Source organism: Campylobacter sp. RM5004 (assembly GCF_022369455.1).
GTDB lineage: Bacteria > Campylobacterota > Campylobacteria > Campylobacterales > Campylobacteraceae > Campylobacter_E.
In genome coordinates, this window is the sequence record NZ_CP059599.1 from 1,054,160 (window position 1) to 1,071,641 (window position 17,482).

At 27.6% G+C, this 17,482-nt stretch carries 16 protein-coding genes and 1 pseudogene; 3 read left to right on the forward strand and 14 right to left on the reverse strand.

Annotated elements, in window-relative coordinates:
* Window positions 1-35: 35 nt before the first annotated feature.
* Genes mog through lolA form a run of 6 tightly spaced genes read right to left on the reverse strand, consistent with a single transcriptional unit; the run spans window position 36 to window position 6,424 of the window.
* Window positions 36-569, reverse strand: coding sequence for a molybdopterin adenylyltransferase (gene mog, locus AVANS_RS05275; RefSeq protein ID WP_239816845.1), 534 nt, complete (start codon window positions 567-569; stop codon window positions 36-38).
* Entirely contained in the window at window positions 569-2,098 is a 1,530-nt protein-coding gene (locus AVANS_RS05280; RefSeq protein ID WP_239816846.1) for an AAA family ATPase, read from the reverse strand. Before AVANS_RS05280 ends, mog begins: the two co-directional genes overlap by 1 nt.
* Window positions 2,073-3,317, reverse strand: a complete 1,245-nt coding sequence (mtaB, locus tag AVANS_RS05285) for a tRNA (N(6)-L-threonylcarbamoyladenosine(37)-C(2))-methylthiotransferase MtaB (RefSeq protein ID WP_239816847.1) — start codon at window positions 3,315-3,317, stop codon at window positions 2,073-2,075. Before mtaB ends, AVANS_RS05280 begins: the two co-directional genes overlap by 26 nt.
* 9 nt (window positions 3,318-3,326) lie before the next feature.
* The gene (locus AVANS_RS05290) at window positions 3,327-4,862 is read right to left on the reverse strand and encodes a mechanosensitive ion channel domain-containing protein (protein ID WP_239816848.1); all 1,536 of its coding nucleotides are present in this window, start codon (window positions 4,860-4,862) and stop codon (window positions 3,327-3,329) included.
* Window positions 4,859-5,890, reverse strand: coding sequence for a 3-dehydroquinate synthase (aroB, locus tag AVANS_RS05295; RefSeq protein WP_239816849.1), 1,032 nt, complete (start codon window positions 5,888-5,890; stop codon window positions 4,859-4,861). Before aroB ends, AVANS_RS05290 begins: the two co-directional genes overlap by 4 nt.
* A gap of 3 nt (window positions 5,891-5,893) precedes the next feature.
* A complete protein-coding gene (gene lolA / locus AVANS_RS05300) occupies window positions 5,894-6,424 on the reverse strand; it encodes a LolA-like outer membrane lipoprotein chaperone (RefSeq protein ID WP_239816850.1) in 531 nt (176 codons plus the stop codon).
* Between the two features lie 69 nt (window positions 6,425-6,493).
* Here lolA and secA point away from each other — a divergent pair, with 69 nt between their 5' ends.
* The gene (gene secA, locus AVANS_RS05305; RefSeq protein WP_239816851.1) at window positions 6,494-8,989 is read left to right on the forward strand and encodes a preprotein translocase subunit SecA; all 2,496 of its coding nucleotides are present in this window, start codon (window positions 6,494-6,496) and stop codon (window positions 8,987-8,989) included.
* On the forward strand, window positions 8,986-9,744 hold the full coding sequence (locus AVANS_RS05310; RefSeq protein ID WP_239816852.1) for a glycosyltransferase family 25 protein: 759 nt from the start codon (window positions 8,986-8,988) through the stop codon (window positions 9,742-9,744). Before secA ends, AVANS_RS05310 begins: the two co-directional genes overlap by 4 nt.
* Window positions 9,745-9,748: 4 nt before the next feature.
* On the opposite strand, the gene AVANS_RS05315 is transcribed toward AVANS_RS05310, so the two are convergent.
* The gene (locus AVANS_RS05315) at window positions 9,749-11,611 is read right to left on the reverse strand and encodes a DUF1561 family protein (protein WP_239816853.1); all 1,863 of its coding nucleotides are present in this window, start codon (window positions 11,609-11,611) and stop codon (window positions 9,749-9,751) included.
* A 54-nt stretch (window positions 11,612-11,665) separates the two neighbouring features.
* On the opposite strand from AVANS_RS05315, the gene AVANS_RS05320 reads away from it, so the two are divergent.
* Complete coding sequence (locus AVANS_RS05320) at window positions 11,666-12,202, forward strand: gamma carbonic anhydrase family protein (RefSeq protein ID WP_239816854.1); 537 nt, start codon at window positions 11,666-11,668, stop codon at window positions 12,200-12,202.
* Between the two features lie 14 nt (window positions 12,203-12,216).
* On the opposite strand, the pseudogene AVANS_RS05325 reads toward AVANS_RS05320, so the two are convergent.
* From AVANS_RS05325 to AVANS_RS05355, 7 genes and pseudogenes are all read right to left on the reverse strand, one after another.
* Window positions 12,217-13,178 (reverse strand): annotated as a pseudogene (locus AVANS_RS05325) (putative transporter).
* Window positions 13,179-13,247: 69 nt separating this feature from the next.
* Entirely contained in the window at window positions 13,248-15,050 is a 1,803-nt protein-coding gene (mrdA, locus tag AVANS_RS05330) for a penicillin-binding protein 2 (protein WP_239816855.1), read from the reverse strand.
* The gene (locus tag AVANS_RS05335; RefSeq protein ID WP_239816856.1) at window positions 15,047-15,505 is read right to left on the reverse strand and encodes a hypothetical protein; all 459 of its coding nucleotides are present in this window, start codon (window positions 15,503-15,505) and stop codon (window positions 15,047-15,049) included. Before AVANS_RS05335 ends, mrdA begins: the two co-directional genes overlap by 4 nt.
* A complete protein-coding gene (gene yihA / locus AVANS_RS05340; protein ID WP_239816857.1) occupies window positions 15,502-16,080 on the reverse strand; it encodes a ribosome biogenesis GTP-binding protein YihA/YsxC in 579 nt (192 codons plus the stop codon). The genes AVANS_RS05335 and yihA overlap by 4 nt, the downstream gene beginning before the upstream one ends.
* The gene (lptA, locus tag AVANS_RS05345) at window positions 16,077-16,529 is read right to left on the reverse strand and encodes a lipopolysaccharide transport periplasmic protein LptA (RefSeq protein WP_239816858.1); all 453 of its coding nucleotides are present in this window, start codon (window positions 16,527-16,529) and stop codon (window positions 16,077-16,079) included. Before lptA ends, yihA begins: the two co-directional genes overlap by 4 nt.
* Window positions 16,514-16,966 (reverse strand): LPS export ABC transporter periplasmic protein LptC, encoded by a 453-nt coding sequence (gene lptC, locus AVANS_RS05350; RefSeq protein ID WP_239816859.1) that lies wholly within the window; start codon window positions 16,964-16,966, stop codon window positions 16,514-16,516. The genes lptA and lptC overlap by 16 nt, the downstream gene beginning before the upstream one ends.
* A gap of 38 nt (window positions 16,967-17,004) precedes the next feature.
* Window positions 17,005-17,481, reverse strand: coding sequence for an HAD hydrolase family protein (locus AVANS_RS05355; RefSeq protein ID WP_239816860.1), 477 nt, complete (start codon window positions 17,479-17,481; stop codon window positions 17,005-17,007).
* Window position 17,482 lies beyond the last annotated feature (1 nt).

A 17,482-nucleotide genomic window follows, 5' to 3' on the forward strand; every position in this document is an offset into this window, starting at 1 on the left:
AATTTATTCATTAAACAAATTTTCCCTTAAGGGCATTATTTTGCCTTTGGCCTAAAGACTTTTGGAGCGTTTTCGCTTTCATTTATATAAGCTGCTTCAATTAAGTCTAGGCAATAAGGTATCGCAGGAAAGATTGGTTCAATACATTCACGAATAGCTTTTGGCTTACCTGGAAGATTAATCACTAATGAATTACCCCTAATTCCAGCTAATTGACGGCTTAGAATTGCCGTTGGAACGATTTTAAGTGAGCTTGCACGCATTAATTCTCCAAAGCCTGGTAATTCACGCTCGATTGCCTTTCTTGTAGCTTCTGGGGTAACATCTCTAATAGCAGGACCTGTGCCACCTGTTGTAAAGATTAAATCGCATTTAAACTCATCAGCCATTTTGATAATTTCATTTTTTATTAATTTTTCTTCATCAGGGATTAGCGAATATTTAAAATCTATTTCGTTTAATAAATATTCTTTCATAATTTTTCTAATCTCTTCTCCACTAATATCTTCATACACACCTGCACTTGCTCTATCTGAGCTAGTAATTATTCCAATTTTTACAATATCCATTATTTATCCTTAAAAAATATTCTTTCTTTTTGCGTTAATTCATCTGCTAATTGCTTGATATCTATCTCATAAGCTTTTAAAAATTCTTTGCATTCTTCTTCTAAAATTCCTATTTCAAATTCCATGTAAAATTTGCTTAATTTTTGGATTTTTTCATTATCTTTAGCGAAATTATCATAATTTTCACCCAAAAACATCTCATTAGCAAGCATTCCTGATAATAAAATTTTTATTTCGTTTTTGATTTCTGAGAATGATTTTATATTTTCATTTGGATAAAAATATTCAAAATGAAATAAATCAGCATAAACTAATCTAGCATCACAAATCTTTGCCATTGTGATTTTGCCTGCTTGATAGATTGCTTGAATGTATCTTTCGCTCTCATTTAAATGTAAATCTTCACTAATTCCGTGCTTTATATTTAAAATCTCAAGCATTATTTCATCTTCACTAAGCTTATTTTTAAGTCTTAATTCATTTTCTAAACTCTTAAAACTAGCCCCACTAAAATCCCTTGAAATAAAAGCTAAATAATCTAAATTATAATCAGGGCTAATCAAATCTTTTGCCACTAAATCCTTTAAAAACTCTAGCCTATCGTTATAAGTAGGTAGAGTAAAGTGAATTTTCCTATCAAATCTTCTAAGCAAGGCATTATCTAATACATCAGCTCTATTTGTAGCTGCTATTATTAAAACATTTTTAAGTTCGCTAAAACCATCAATTTGAGTTAATAACTCATTTAAAGTATTTTCACTATCGTTTGCTAAGGCATTTCCACGCTGTTTTCCAAGTGCGTCAATCTCATCAATAAATACTATGCAAGGTGCAAGTTTTTTAGCATTTGCGAATAATTCTCTAACCCTTTTTGCACCAAGTCCTACAAAAATCTCATTAAAACTACTAGCACTCTGATATAAAAAATTCACTCCGCATTCATTAGCTAAAGCCCTTGCTAGCATAGTTTTTCCAACCCCGCTAGCTCCTGTTAGCAAAACTCCTTTAACAAAACTTGAATTATTTTTCTTAAATAAAACACTTAATTTTCTAAGCTCATTTTTTGCCTTTGTTTGCCCTATTACATCATTAAAATTGCTATCGGTTTTAATTACGAATCTAAATTCTGGCTTTAGCATATTATTAATAGGATGAGAGCTTGAGCCTTGTTTTGTGCTAAGACTTCTAATATACATTAGATAATATATAAAAACACCTATCATTATTAAAAGCAAGATTATTGAATAATCAAACTCTACTTTATTTTCTATGCTTGTATGATTTAAGATTTTTTTGATAATTTCATCATTTGCTAGTATTTTATAATCTTTATTATTTATAGAAAAATAAAGCATATTTTCATATAAATATGCATTATTTATATTTTTTAAATCTAAGCTTGAAAACTCATTTATAGATATATTTTGCTCTTTTTTAGTTAAAGAAAATACGCCTAAAGCAATAATAATTGCGATAATACAAACGATAATAATTTTTATTTTTTTAGTAAATGGCTGTTGTTTTGTCAATTTGAACCTCGTAATCTTTTATATTTATCCAAGTTTTTAATAAATCTTTATCTGATTTAATTTTTACTAGATTAAAAAACTGATCATATCCTTGATAAAATCCGTCTTTAAATTGTTCTACTAAAACTAATAAATCTTTTTGTTGTTTTCTAAACTCATAATTTTTCATTTTAGTAATTTCTTTAATCTCATAAAGCCTTGCTTTTGCTGTATTTTTGTCTATTTCACCTAAGGTTTTTGCCAATTCTACACTTCTTGTGCCATCTCTTTTAGAATAAATAAAAGCATGAAGATGAGTGATAGGAAATTTCTTAAAATTATTTATAGCATCAGCCCATACCTCATCACTTTCGCCTGGATGAGCTACTATATAATCAGTCCCTAAAGCATAGCCTTTAGATGCTAAAAATTCAAATAATTCTAAATCTTTATAAGCTTTATTTCTTCTTTGCATAAGTTTTAGCATATATTCATTTGTGTGTTGCAAGGCAATATGAAGATGACGCTCTAAAAAATCTTCATCTAAAAGCTCTTTAAACTCATCATCAATTTGAACCGGCTCAATACTTCCTAAGCGAACTCTTTTTATACCTATTTTGCTAATTTCTTTTAATAATTTTGCTAAAGAAAAATCAATATCCTTGCCATAGCTTCCTATATTTGTGCCCGTTAAAACTACTTCTTTATAACCATTATTAGCTAGTGTTTTTATCTGAGTTATGATTTGCTTACTTTCAAGACTTCTTGCTTTGCCACGCACACTAGGGATTATGCAATAGCTACATGCAAAATCGCAACCTTCTTGAATTTTTACAAATGCCTTTGTGTGATTTTCATAATTACTAACGATTTTTTCATCAATGAATTTTAAATTTCCTAAATCAAATTCCTTTGGATTTAATATGAATTTATTTACATTTGATTTAAGTGATGCACCCATTACACCATCTACAATCTTACTATCATATAAGCTTTTACCAATGCTAGCTGCTGCACAGCCTGTTAAAATAAATTTCGTATTTGGATTATGGTTTTTTATATGTCTTATGTATTGTTTTAAGCCTTGATCGGCTTGATTTGTAACGGTGCATGAATTAATAATTATCATATCAGCGTTTAATTCATCGTTTATTATTTCGTTATCTTTTATATAGCTTTTAATAAGTTCGCTATCATAAATATTGGTTCTACAACCAAAAGTTTTAATATATATTTTCATTATTTTCCTTTAGAATGGTTGGTTTGTTCTTTTATCTAAATACAAAGTTTGTGATGGGAATGCTAGTTTTATATCATCACATTCTTTTAATCTTTTTATTATTTCTTCACTTACTATACTTCTCATTTTTAAAGCTTCTCTTGAGTTTGCCATATACCAAATAGATATTTTCACTCCGTATTGCTCTAGCATTACGAATATTTTTGGGTCTGTTCCTGAGTTTTTCATTTGATAGTGATTTCTCATTTTTTGAATAGCTTTTTTTGCACTATCACTAAATGCTTGAGTGTGGGTTTGTGCTGATTCTAAGATTATTTGCTTTGCTTTTTCAATATTACTTGAGAAATCAAGAACAATGTCTATTCCATCCCAAACCGTTTTCATATAAGAATAATTATAATTTGAAATTAATTCTGTAAAAATATAATTATTAGGAATATAAATAATCCTTCCAGCACGACGATTTGTTAAAAAAGTAGTATATGTAACATCTTCATATATAGTCATCTTAAGTAAAGAAATATCAATAATATCTCCTACATAAGTAACTCCATTTTTAGTAGCTTTTATCCTATCACCTACATGAAATCCGCCTCCAAATTGAAGTGTAACCCAACCTAAAAGGCTCATAAACATATCTTTCATAGCAATAGCTAGACCAGCTGATGCAAAACCCAAAACGCTTACTAAATAACTAATATTTTCAACAAAATAAAATAATGAAAACATAGTTACTATAATAAATGTAAAAATATTTAAAATCTTAAAAGAAGTATAAACCTTATCTTTATCATCTACATATTTTCTAAGAATTAAACCTACTAAATATCTAGCTATAAAAATACAAATAATAATAGCTATAAATTTAATTGCACTATCATATTGCTTCTTAATATCTGCATTAATTAGCTTAATACTATTTGCAACCTTTACTTTAAATATCTCATAAGCATTTGTTATGTTTTCTAAGGTGCTTTTATAATCGCTTAGCTCTTTTATTGAATATGCTAATTCCTGATTTAAATTCTCGCTAGGTTCAAGCTCATATAAACTCTGTAAAAGCTTTGTTTTTTGCTCTACTTTTGAAACTAAGCTTGTGAAGTCTTTTAGTTTACTTTCATATTCTTTATTTTCATTTAGCAATTGCTTACGCTCTGATAATCCTTCAAGAACTAAATAAATATTTGAAATCTTTTTATATTCACTTGGCTCACTTGGAAGATTTAAATATTTTACTATGCTATAAGTCTCATAATCTTTTAATACATTAAGCTTATCTTCTAATATTTTAATCTTGCTTTCAAGCTGTTCTCTTTGAGTTTTTTTAGCTTTAATTAAGCTATCATTTGCATCTTTTAATTCGTTTTTTAGTTTTAAATATTCTTGGTAATTTTTATAATTTTTTATTGTGATATTTTCTTTTAATTCATCATTTATTTTATGTAGTTTTTCTTTAAGATTATAAATACTTTCAAGGTTTTTGCTAAACTCATCTTCAGCTATAACAAAACCAAATAAAAGAAAAATCGCAAGTAAAAATCTCATTCAAATTCTCCTAAAGTATCTAAAATAACTTTTTGATTAATGTCGTTTTTAATAATACTCATTTCTTTATTGTCTAATAAAATAAAATTAATCTTTCCACTTAGAGTTTTTTTATCTTGAAAAAAGCCTTCATAAAAACTATTTTTTGAATTAATTTTGTATTCAGTAGGAAGTTTGAAATTATTTAAAGTATTCTTAATTCCTATTTCAAATTCTTTTGAAATAAACCCTAAATTATAAGCTAATCTATTAGCCATTACAATACCCATAGAAACTGCTTCTCCGTGCAAATAAGTATTGTAATTTGTCTCATTTTCAATAACATGAGCAAATGTATGCCCGTAATTTAATTTCATTCTAAGATTATCTTCAAACTCATCATTGATTACAACATTTGCTTTTATTTTGATTGATTTTTCAACAAATTCTAAGATATTTTCAAATATATTTTCATAATTTAAAGCACTTAGTTTCTTATAAAACTCTAAATCAAAACATAAAGCCATTTTAACAACTTCTGCCATAGCAGCACTAAGCTCTCTTTGCTCTAAAGTCTTAAAATAATTTGTATAAATATAAACAGCACTAGGTTGCTTGAAAGTTCCTATTAGATTTTTTCCATATTTATTGTTTATTCCTGTTTTACCACCCACTGCAGCATCTACACTTGCTAGTAATGTAGTAGCTATATTTATATGACTTATTCCACGCTTATAAATACTAGCAACAAAGCCACCTATATCGCTAATTACTCCGCCGCCTAAATTAACAAGCAAATCACTTCTACTAATTTCAGCCTTAAATAATTCATCTAAAATGTAATTTACACTATCAATGTTTTTATATTGCTCGCCATCAGGAATTACTATAATTACTTTTGGTTTTTTACCTATTTTATTTATTACATCTTCTAAATATAATTTTTCTAAAGTTGTATTTGTTAAAATCGCATAATCTTTGTTGATTTTAATAGCTTCATCTATATAAACTTTATAAGCTTTATCTTTTAAATCAATATCTATTATCATGTTCTACCTTATAATATCGTAATTATTTGGGATTTCATACTTAAATAAACTATCTTCTAAATCGGTGTTAATTTTAGTATTTGTAAAATCAATACTTACTTGATTATCTAATTCATCTTTATAACTAATATTTGTTAAAACATCATTAAGGACTTTAACATAATAAATCACATTTTGATAATTAGCTTTATAAATCAAAGTATTTTTGTCTTTTTTATCTAAAACTACATTTTTTAATATATTTTCTAAATCAATCTCTTCTTTACTTATCACAACCTGTTCTAAATCATCGTCTATAACAACAACTTTTTCTTTATTTATATAAACACGCTTTTCATCAGGATTTAAGTATTGCCATAAGCTTTTGTCATTTTTATAATAAAATTTTCCTTCATATATTAAAGTCTTATTAGAAGTATCAACTACAACTTGAGTAAAATCAGCTTTAAAACTATTATAATTTATATTATCAATTTTAAATGCAAATGCAAAAATGCTGAAAGCACACAGCAAAAAGATTTTTTTAATATCCATTTAATATCCTTTTATTTATTTTAACAAATATAATTATATTCAAAAATCAAAACCAAGAGGTAAATTTAAATGTTTAAAAGTATAGCAAAATGTATATTTGGAACTCGTAATGATAGACTTCTTAAAGCATACAAAAAAAGAGTATCAAAAATAAACGCACTTGAAGAAAAATATCAAAAATTAAGCGATGATGAAATAAAAGCTGAATTTAACAAACTACAAAACAAAGTTTTAGAAAATCATGAGAATTTAGATTTGGTATTAGAAGATGTATTTGCAATAGTTAGAGAAGTAAGTAAAAGAACTCTAGGACTTAGACATTATGATGTTCAATTAATAGGTGGTATGGTTTTAAACGATAAAAGCATAGCAGAAATGAAAACAGGAGAAGGAAAAACTCTTGTAGCAACCTTGCCTGTTGTATTAAACGCAATGACAAAAAAAGGTGTTCATGTAGTTACTACAAACGATTACTTAGCAGCAAGAGATGCTAATGAAATGAGTGCTATTTATAATTTCTTAGGATTTAGCGTAGGAATTTTAGTAAGTAATGACCATAGAAATAGAAAAGCTATTTATGATTGCGATATAGTTTATGGAACTAATAGTGAATTTGGTTTTGATTATTTAAGAGATAATATGTGTTTTGAAGCGACTGATAAGGTGCAAAGAAATCATTATTTTGTTATTGTTGATGAAGTTGATAGTATTTTAATTGATGAGGCTAGAACTCCGCTAATTATATCAGGTCCAACCAATAGAACTCTTGATGGTTATATTAAAGCTAATGAAGTAGCAAAGCAAATGATAAGGGGGGTTGCTCCAGAAGATCCTAAAGAAAAACCAAGTGGAGACTTTATAGCAGATGAAAAAAATAGAACTATATTAATCACTGAAGCTGGAATTTCTAAAGCTGAAAAATTATTTGGAGTTGATAACTTATATAGCCTTGATAATGCTATTTTAGCTCATCAATTAGACCAAGCTCTTAAAGCAAATAATTTATTCTTAAAAGATACTCATTATGTAGTTAAAGATGGCGAAGTAATGATAGTTGATGAATTTACAGGTCGTATTAGTGAAGGAAGACGCTTTAGCGAGGGACTTCATCAAGCATTAGAAGCTAAAGAAGGTGTAAAAATCCAAGAAGAAAGCCAAACTCTAGCAGATATTACATATCAAAATTATTTTAGAATGTATGAAAAATTAGCAGGTATGACAGGAACTGCTCAAACAGAAGCTACTGAGTTTTCTCAAATTTATAATTTAGATGTTATAAGTATTCCAACAAATGTGCCTGTAATTAGAAAAGATTTGGATGATTTAATTTATAAAACTCAAGATGAAAAATTTAAAGCCGTTGTTGAAGAGATAAAAAAAGCTAACGCAAAAGGACAACCTGTATTAGTAGGAACTGCAAGCATAGAAAAAAGTGAGCTTTTACATGAATACTTAAAAAAAGCAAAAATCGCTCACAATGTATTAAACGCTAAAAACCATGCTCATGAAGCAGAAATTATTAAAGATGCTGGTAAAAAAGGAGCAGTAACTATTGCTACAAATATGGCTGGTCGTGGAGTTGATATAAAAATTACCGATGAGATTAGAGAACTAGGTGGTTTATATATAATAGGAACAGAAAGACACGAAAGCCGTAGAATTGATAATCAATTAAGGGGTCGTGCGGGAAGACAAGGCGATCCTGGAATTTCTAGATTTTATTTAAGCCTTGAAGATAATTTACTTAGAATATTTGGTGGAGATAGATTAAAAGCAATTTTTACAAAGCTAAAGATTGCTGAAGGAGAAAGCATAGAAAGCTCTCTTGTAACTCGTGCAGTAGCAAGCGCTCAAAAGAAAGTTGAAAATCTTCATTTTGAAAGTAGAAAACACATACTTGAATATGATGATGTAGCAAACGAACAAAGAAAAACTATATATAAATATAGAAATGAACTGCTTGATGCAAATTATGATATTGATACAAAAGTAGAACAAAATGTAGCTGAATATGTTGATTATTTAATAAACAATTTACATGAAATAAGTGCTGAAAATCTAATAGAATTATTTAAAAATGAAATTAATTTAGAGCTTGATATTGAACTATTAAAGACATTAAATCTTGAAGAAAGTAAAAGCGTAATTAATAACGCAATTCTTACTATGTTAAAAAATAAATTTAGCATAGTGCCTGATGGCGAAAGAGAAAGAATTGAAAAATTATTATATTTACAAGTTTTAGATGGAGCTTGGAGAGAGCATTTATACCAAATGGATATTTTAAAAACAGGTATAGGACTTCGTGGATATAATCAAAAAGACCCATTAGTAGAATATAAAAGAGAAAGCTACAATCTATTTATGGAATTAGTTGAAAGAATTAAGAGTGAAAGTATAAAAGTATTATTAATAATTCAACTAAGAGCTCAAGAAGAAGTTATAGAAGAAGAGCAAATTATAAGCAAAAAACAATCAAGAAATGATTTATGCGCTTGTGGAAGTGGTAAAAAATATAAAGATTGTTGTGGTAAAAGTGGTCCTAAAACAGGAGTTTTTGCTTGAAATTTTTTATAATAAATTTAGAGCAAGACATTGAAAAAAGAGAAAAAATAACAGCCCTTTGCGAAAGCTTTGGGCTTGATTACGAAATAATACCTGCAGTATATGGTAAAGCATTAAGCGAAGATGAGATAAATGAATTAGTAGCACCAATAGAAGAGCAATTAAAATATCTTAGAAAACCATTAAATCGTGGAGAAATTGGCTGCTCACTAAGTCATAAAAAATGTTATGAAGAAATAGTTAAAAGAGATTTAAAAGAAGCTATTATTTTAGAAGATGATGCAGAATTTAATGATGATTTAGTTAATTTTATAAATTATATAAATAATTTACCTAGCGATTTAGATTTATTACTTTTAGGACATTATTGGCAACAATATAGAGATGATGGATATACCATCAATACTCCGTACTCATTAAGGTATAAAAAAGAAATTGGCAAATGGACTATTAGAAAAATAATAGGTAGAGGTAATGGAACACATGGGTATTATATAAATAAAAAAGGTGCTCTAAAATTATTAGAAAAAATGAAAAAAATTTATATAGCAGCAGACCATTACACTTCAAATACTAACTATGTTAATGTTTATGCAATTTACCCTACAATTGTTAATGTAGATATTAATTTTCAAAGCACCATTAATGAAAATAGTATTAAAAAAAGATCTAAATTTGGAAAAATTATAAAAACTATAAAACAAAAAATACTTTATTTTATTCCGTCGCTTAAAAAGCCAAAAGATTACATTTAGCAGTTTAACTGCTAAATGTAAAATCAACTTCCATTAAATCACATCTTCCAAAACCACAAGCATTTGCATTATTTGGATTTAAGAAGTTTCCATTACCTCTTCTATGATTACCATCTCCTGTGCAATCATATTGATTTAACACTCCACCTAATTCGCTTTCTCTACTACCAACTAAACCAATTAGAGTTAAGCCTGTAATATTATATCTAGCATGTGCATTTAAAGATGCCCTTAGATTATAAACACTTGTAGAAGGAGTAATCAAGCTTGAAAATTCTTCTTCTGTTATATTTTCTGCATTTGTTGGAATTACTACAATTCCTGCATTAGTAGCTATGATAGGAACAGCATGAGCTCTACCATTTTCTAAGTTTAATAATCCTATAAATAAAGATCCCAATGGAGCGCTAAATAATCTTCTTAATTGATTATCAATTTCTCCTTCTTCACTAATAGAACTTAAACTCCACTCAAGCCAAGGCAATACTCCACTAGTAAGCGCCCACATAGCTCTAACACCTCTTGAATATAAAGATTCTCCAAACACAAGCTCTCCTCCCCATAAACCAAGTGCTTCTTGCATTGAATTATATGATGCAGGATTATGTCTTTGAAATGAGATAAAAGGACTTGTATGGTCTGCATAATCAAATAATAAACCTATATTAGAGCTTTCTAAATCAGGATTTTCAACATAAGCATGAGTAAGTAAAGAAATTATTTCATAAGTTTGTAGCATGCAAATTCCACATAAACCACTTGAATCACCACTACTATCGGTAGATCTTGCGATTCTTAATAGTCTATCCTTCCAATTTGCTAACAATGGATTAAAATTAGCTAAAGCATCACTTCTAATATCTCTTTTAAATATTCTTTCATTTCCGCATTTATTAGCACTAAATGTAGCATTTTTAGCATTATAATTTCTTATTTGATAAACACTTGAATCAAAGAAAAATTGACCATTTGACTGCTTGCTAGCTGCTAAATTTTCTTTATAATATTTTTTAGTTACTATAAATAATTTACCAAAATCTCCGCCTCTTGCAACATCTAATAAATTATTTTTGCTATCTACTATAAAAGAATTTTCAAATAAATTAAAATTCCAAGCAAATTTACTAACTCTTTCTTCAAAATTACATTTTTTAAATCCTATAAAAGTAAAGTCTTTATTATTTAAATTGCTCTCAAGACATTCAAAACTAGCACTTTTAGGATTATATACAGCTATTTTTCCTGTAAAGGTATCATAATAAAAATTAAATGGCGTTTTACTAGCTCCGTTTTTATTTAAATAAAATCTTTCTACTTTATAGCCCGTTTGATTTAGAAAATAAATCGGAGTTTTAAGAGCATAATTTACAGGTGGTGGAGTAGCCTCTAGCCATTCTTTCATCACTTCTTTAAATATATTTAATTTATTTCCAAAATTATTATTTGTAGCAACTACTAAAAAGTTTTTTTCTGTAATTTTTGTCTTAGGATAAGCACTTAAACTGAATTCATCTTTTATGTTAAACCACTGAGAATCATCATTTAAAATACAAGGCTTAAGCTCAACATAATCACTTGTTTTTCTGTTTCTTTTCATATCATCACTTAAACTTGCACATAGCCAGTTATCATTAAATCTAAAAGCTAATCTTTTATATAAATCATATCTTGAGGTTCTAACATCCTTGCAAGGCAACATTGCAAGCAATGTTCTATCTCCTACTATTTTTGGCCCAAGACAAAATACATTACCATCCCAAGCTTTTACAAAAAGTCTTGCGTCTTGAATCTTATTTGCTCTATTTTGTGCTACACTTTGTGCAAAAAGCGTAAGGCTTAGAGCAAAAAGTATAAAAATCTTTTTCATCAAATCTCCTTTTTTTTGTTATTATTAAAATAAAAAAATAATATAGGAGAGTTAATGTTAATAAAATACGATAATTTTTATCCTAAAATTTCAAGCCAAGTTTTTATCGCCTATAATTCTTGCATTATAGGCGATACTTTTATAGATGAGAATTCTTCTATTTGGTTTGGAGCTGTTGTTAGGGCTGATGTAGCAAGTATAAAAATAGGTAAAAATACAAATATACAAGATAATTCTACAATTCATGTAGCAAGGGCTTTAAAGGATAGTGAAGGCAAAGAAATTAGCCCAAAAATTGATTGTATTATAGGTGATAATGTAACAATAGGACACAACTGTATAATCCATGCTTGCACTATTAATTCAAATGTTTTAGTTGGAATGGGTAGCACTATAATGGATGGTGCAAATATAGGAGAAAACTCAATTATAGGTGCTAATTCTTTGGTTACAAAAAATAAAACCTTCCCACCAAACTCACTTATACAAGGCTCACCAGCCAAGCTAACAAGAACTCTAAGTGAAGATGAAATACAAGCTATTAAAAATCAAGCTTTAGAATATGTAGAGCTTAGTAAAAAATATATTTAAGAGCAAAAAAGCTCTTAATAATTAATATGTTCTTCAAATTCTTTTAAACGCTTATGAATACTTCTTAATTCAGTTATGGTAGTCCAGTTTTTAGTAAGCACACTAAAGCTTGAACGAACATTGCTAAAAGCATTGTTAATTTGCACTAAAACCCCAAGAGTGATAATTCCTAAAAATAAATTCTCTCCAACAAGCAAATAAGCAAAAATAACCATAAATTGTTCATACATATAAAGCCAAATATCAAAATATCCATAATGTAAAAACAATCTTTTGTAATTAAACTTAAGTCCTGTAAAAAGCTCTAGCATTGTTTCAGGTAAAGCATGATTTGTTCTATCATTTTCTGCATATACTAATTCTTTTCTAAATGCTGCTTCTGCTTTTTGATTGTTATATTCTAAATTAGGCAACTTTATTCCAACAAACCAAGATATCATAAGCCCACCGATACTCATTGTAAAAGCCCAAATTATAAGCCCGAATTGATTGCTAAAAAACGGTAAAACCAAATTAGTTCCTAAAGTATATAAAATAGGAACAAAGCTATTAAGGTCATAAAAGCTTTAATAATATCAATCCCCAAACTCTCAACAATTTTTGCAAATCTGTATATATCTTCTTGAATACGCTGCGATGAACCTTCTATATAATCATTATTTTTTCGCCAAGCTTTAAGATAAGAAAAAGTAATCGCTTCTCTCCAAGCAAAAGCAAAATGCCTTGAAAAAAACGAAGTTAATGTAGCAATTAGCACATAAGGTAAAGCGATAAATAAAAACTTTATCAAATCATTCATAAATTGCTCATAAGTGCTATTTTGTGGAGCGTTTTGTAAGATATTATAAAAATTTTTATACCAGTTATTAATTTCTACATTTAATAAAGTTTGAGAATAAATAGCTAATAAAATAAATAAACTACCACCCCAAGCCCAAATAACCCATTTTCTTGAAAAATAAAAAGCTTTAAACATAATAAACCTTGATTTAAATTAAAGAATTTGAAATAGGAATTTAGTTTTAATTCCTATTTCAAATTCTTGTTATTTTTTAGCTTTAATATACTTTTCATCAATATATCCAAGTTCTAATAATTTATTAAAAATTTTAGCAACAATAGGACCTGCAGTTGCGCCCCCATGCATTCCATGCTCAACCAATACAACAACAGCGTATTTTGGCTCTTCATAAGGACCATAAGCATTCATCCAAGCATGACTTCTTGTGTAATACTCCATATTTTCTTCTTTCATTCTCTTTTTTTCGCTTTGAGATATTCCTACTACTTGTGCTGTTCCTGTTTTTGCTGCTAGAGTTATTTTACTTTCTAACAAAGGCTTATAACCTGTTCCTTTAATATTATTTGCAACATCAAACATTCCTAAACGCAAATATTTTAAATCTTGCTTTTCACTAGGTGTAAAAATGTCCTTTTTTTCAAATACGATTTTTTCTTTATTAATTTCATCTATAAAATGTGGTTTTATTTCATATCCACTTGCAAGTTTTGCAGTATAAACAGCAACTTGCATAGGAGTTGCTAAGAAATTGCCTTGACCTATGCTAGTAATTAGCGTTTCTCCTTGATACCAAGGCTGATTATATCTTGAGCTTTTCCAAGCTTTATTTGGTAAAATTCCAACACTTTCAAGCGGTAAATCCACATCTGTTTTTTTACCAAAACCTAATTTATACAAGGTTGCACTAATATCAGCTATACCAACCCTTAAGCTTCCTTTATAAAAATAATCATCACAACTTGACCTAATAGCTGATTTTAAATCCATTACCCCATGTCCGTTTGTATTATGACATCTAAACTTTCTTCCGCCAAAATTAAATGTCCCTGCACAAGTAAAAGTCGTGCTTGCATCAATTTTTCCACTTTGCAAAAACGATAATCCTACACCCATTTTTACAACCGAGCCTGGAGGATAGCGACCATTTATAATCTTATTTGTGAAAGGATGGTCTAAATCTTGTATCATCATATCCCATTCTTCTTGAGAAATGCCTGTTACAAATGGATTTAGATTATATTCAGGATATGAACCTGCTGCTAAAATAGAGCCATCTTCAATATTTAAAATAACAGCTGAACCACTCATGTTTTTAAACAATTCGTCTAAAAATTGCTGCATTCTAATATCAATTGTAAGCTTAATATCATTATCCATAATAGGCTTTTTAAACTCTATTTCTTCTACTTCTTGGTTTATAGAATTAACCTTTGTTACTTTTTTACCTGGTGTTCCTTGTAGAATTTCATCATAGTATTTTTCTATTCCGGTTTTTCCTATTTTTTTAGTAACTTTTACTACATCATTACTTACCATATCATCAGAATTTGCTCTTGCAACATAACCTATAATATGACTTGCTAAAGAATTATATGGATATAATCTTTTAAAACTAGCTTTTATTAAAATATTTTCATCTAAATTGAGCTTAAAATAGCATTTATTTAAGCTTTCGTATTCTATAAAATCAATAATTTCAATCTCATCTTGATTATAGTAGCTATTTTCTCTTTTATAAATTTTAGTAATTTTTTCAGAGTCAATATCACTCAAACATTCTTGTAATTTATTAATAGTGTTATTTAAATCATCTTGTTTTAGATGAGGTTTTAACGATATAGAAAATCCTAATTGATTAACCGCTAAAGGGGTGTTATTTCTATCTAAAATAGCACCTCTAATAGGAGCTATTAGTTCTTCTTTTGTTGAGTTTTTTAAAGCTAATTCTTCATAATAATCGTTGCTATAAATACTAAGCCAATAAACCCTAGCTATTAATAAAATAAAAAAACTTAGTATTACAAATACAACAAATTTTAATCTCAAACAATTCCCCTAAAAAGCACTATGGCTAGCAACGATTCCAAACAAATATAATAAATAAAAATAATATCGTAATTTAAATGCCCTACTTCAAAAATATATGAATATGCAAGGTTTAAAATTAGATTAAATCCATATACAAAAATTATGAAAAGTATTATTAAAATATCTCTATTTTTTAATTTATAAATTAATTTATTATAAAAATAATAATAAAAAATTAAAAACGAAATAGTAGTACAGAATAAAAATAAGCCATGAGTTAGCTCAATAAAACAAAAATATAAAATTATAAATAAACTTGTCCTATCAAAGCCTTTTTTATTAAAATGTATGATTAAATAAACAAAAAATACACCAAACAAAGGTGGTAATAAAAACACAATAGAGCAAAGTATTTGGTAAAAAAATAGAATGAAAAAACCTAAATAATAACTTAGATTTAATCTTTCTTTCATTTTATATACTCATATAGTTTTGCTTGTAATTTATCAATTCCTTTTTTATTTGAACTTGAAACAAAAATAGCATCTTTATATTTAGCTTTTAATTTTGAAAATTCGCTTTGATTTAATTTGTCAATCTTAGTAAATACTTTAATATACTCTTGCTCTTCGCTTATAAAGTCTTGTAAATAATCAAAAACTCCTTCATCAATGTCTAAATTATCATGCCTTGAATCAATTAAATGAATAAAGCATTTTATTTCTTTTCTTTTTTGCAAAAATTCATTTAGGTTTTTATTCCAAGCTGCCTTTTTATCCTTAGAAACTCTAGCATAACCAAAACCCGGTAAGTCTATTAAAATTAATTGTTTTTTATCGGCAAATGTAACTTCAAAAAAATTAATTAATTGAGTTTTTCCTGGTGTTGATGATGATTTTGCTAAGCCTTTATGATTTGCTAAAGCATTGATTAGTGAGCTTTTGCCGACATTTGAACGACCCAAAAAAGCAATTTCACTTAAATCATATTCTTGTGTTTGAAAATATTTTTCACATGATATTAAAAATTTCGCACTTACTATATTCATTTTGCTATCTCAAATATTAATTTAACAGGTTTGTTTTCTTTATTACTCTTAACTTTATAAGTTCCATCTTTTTGATTAATATATATATAATCAGCTACTAGTTCTTTATTATTTTCTTTGATTTTTACATTGCCACTTAGCTCATAAGAGTTTTTATTTACATCATAAAAAATCTTATCAGCCCTACCCTTAAAAACACTATCAGCCATAGTAATTGAAAAGCTTGTAACATTTCTTGCTTCATAGCTTGAGATTTTGTTATCCTTATTTGTTTTTATTGTTAAAACTTGACAATTTAAAAAATCATTGCCTTGTTTTATACTAACATCTTTACTAAAAACACCTGTTTGATTATCTTTACTGCCTTCAAATAACTTTGCGTTTATTTCAATTTTTTGCGCCAATAAACTAGATACGAAAAATAAAACAATAACTATTTTTCTATACATAAATTTACCTCTTCTAATACAAGCTTTTGTGTTTTTAAATCATATTTAAAAGAATTAGCATTAATTAAACTACCATTATAAGTGGCTTTGGTTTTGGTATCTGAGCTTAATATTTGCTGATTTTTTAAATATTTTACATAATCACTTTCTAAATTAATTTCTTTATCTTTAAAAACTACCTTGTTTTCTAAAATTATTTCATCATTTTCTTTTGTAGCTTTTAAAGCGCTTAATTCTTTATCCAAGCTTTTAACTTCAAAATCTAATAAATTATCTTGATTGCCTATTTTGTAATATTGCTTTGCATAGGCTAGAGTTTTTAGTTTTGTATCAATCTCATAACCTATGATATCATTAGCTTCAAGGCTTTTAAAATCTAGCTTATAATTCATCTTGTCTAATTCATAAGGCTTTTGAATAATAATAAAAAAAAGCATAGATAACATTGAAACTAAAATAATATTAAAGGTTTTTACTAACACTTAAGCCACTGCCTTGTTTGATTATTTTCTTTATAAATAATTTCTAACATTTCATGCACACAACCTGTTCCACCTTTTGTATTTAAAACTCTTCCAAATACTCTAACACCATCATTCGGTATAAAAGGTAAAAAAACAGCTTTTAATAAATCCAAATCATTGTAATAATCGCCTATCGCAGCTACTTCATTAAAGCTTATATTTAATTCTTCTAACAAGCTTTTAGCACAAGTTAATTTATCCTTAATGCCGCAATAAACATAATCAATTCCTAAATCTTTAGCCCTATTTAATACAACATCAGAACTTCTTCCAGTAATAATTGCAAACTTCATACCAAGTTCTTTTGCCTTTAAAATAGCTGCTCCATCTTTTACATTAAATTCTTTAATCAAATCAGCTTTTGGAGAATAAATAATCTTTCCATCACTTAAACATCCATCAACATCTAAAATTACTAATTTAATCATA

Excerpts from the sequence above, each read along its gene's own strand:
- lolA (WP_239816850.1), bottom strand. The coding sequence starts at position 6,424 with ATGGATATTAAAAAAATCTTTTTGCTGTGTGCTTTCAGCATTTTTGCA.
- yihA (WP_239816857.1), bottom strand. The coding sequence starts at position 16,080 with ATGAATATAGTAAGTGCGAAATTTTTAATATCATGTGAAAAATATTTT.
- lptA (WP_239816858.1), bottom strand. The coding sequence starts at position 16,529 with ATGTATAGAAAAATAGTTATTGTTTTATTTTTCGTATCTAGTTTATTG.
- AVANS_RS05290 (WP_239816848.1), bottom strand. The coding sequence starts at position 4,862 with ATGAGATTTTTACTTGCGATTTTTCTTTTATTTGGTTTTGTTATAGCT.
- AVANS_RS05355 (WP_239816860.1), bottom strand. The coding sequence starts at position 17,481 with ATGATTAAATTAGTAATTTTAGATGTTGATGGATGTTTAAGTGATGGA.
- lptC (WP_239816859.1), bottom strand. The coding sequence starts at position 16,966 with ATGCTTTTTTTTATTATTATTCAAAAGCCTTATGAATTAGACAAGATG.
- AVANS_RS05320 (WP_239816854.1), top strand. The coding sequence starts at position 11,666 with ATGTTAATAAAATACGATAATTTTTATCCTAAAATTTCAAGCCAAGTT.
- AVANS_RS05335 (WP_239816856.1), bottom strand. The coding sequence starts at position 15,505 with ATGAAAGAAAGATTAAATCTAAGTTATTATTTAGGTTTTTTCATTCTA.
- mtaB (WP_239816847.1), bottom strand. The coding sequence starts at position 3,317 with ATGAAAATATATATTAAAACTTTTGGTTGTAGAACCAATATTTATGAT.
- secA (WP_239816851.1), top strand. The coding sequence starts at position 6,494 with ATGTTTAAAAGTATAGCAAAATGTATATTTGGAACTCGTAATGATAGA.
- aroB (WP_239816849.1), bottom strand. The coding sequence starts at position 5,890 with ATGATAATAGATATTGATTTAAAAGATAAAGCTTATAAAGTTTATATA.
- mog (WP_239816845.1), bottom strand. The coding sequence starts at position 569 with ATGGATATTGTAAAAATTGGAATAATTACTAGCTCAGATAGAGCAAGT.
- AVANS_RS05315 (WP_239816853.1), bottom strand. The coding sequence starts at position 11,611 with ATGAAAAAGATTTTTATACTTTTTGCTCTAAGCCTTACGCTTTTTGCA.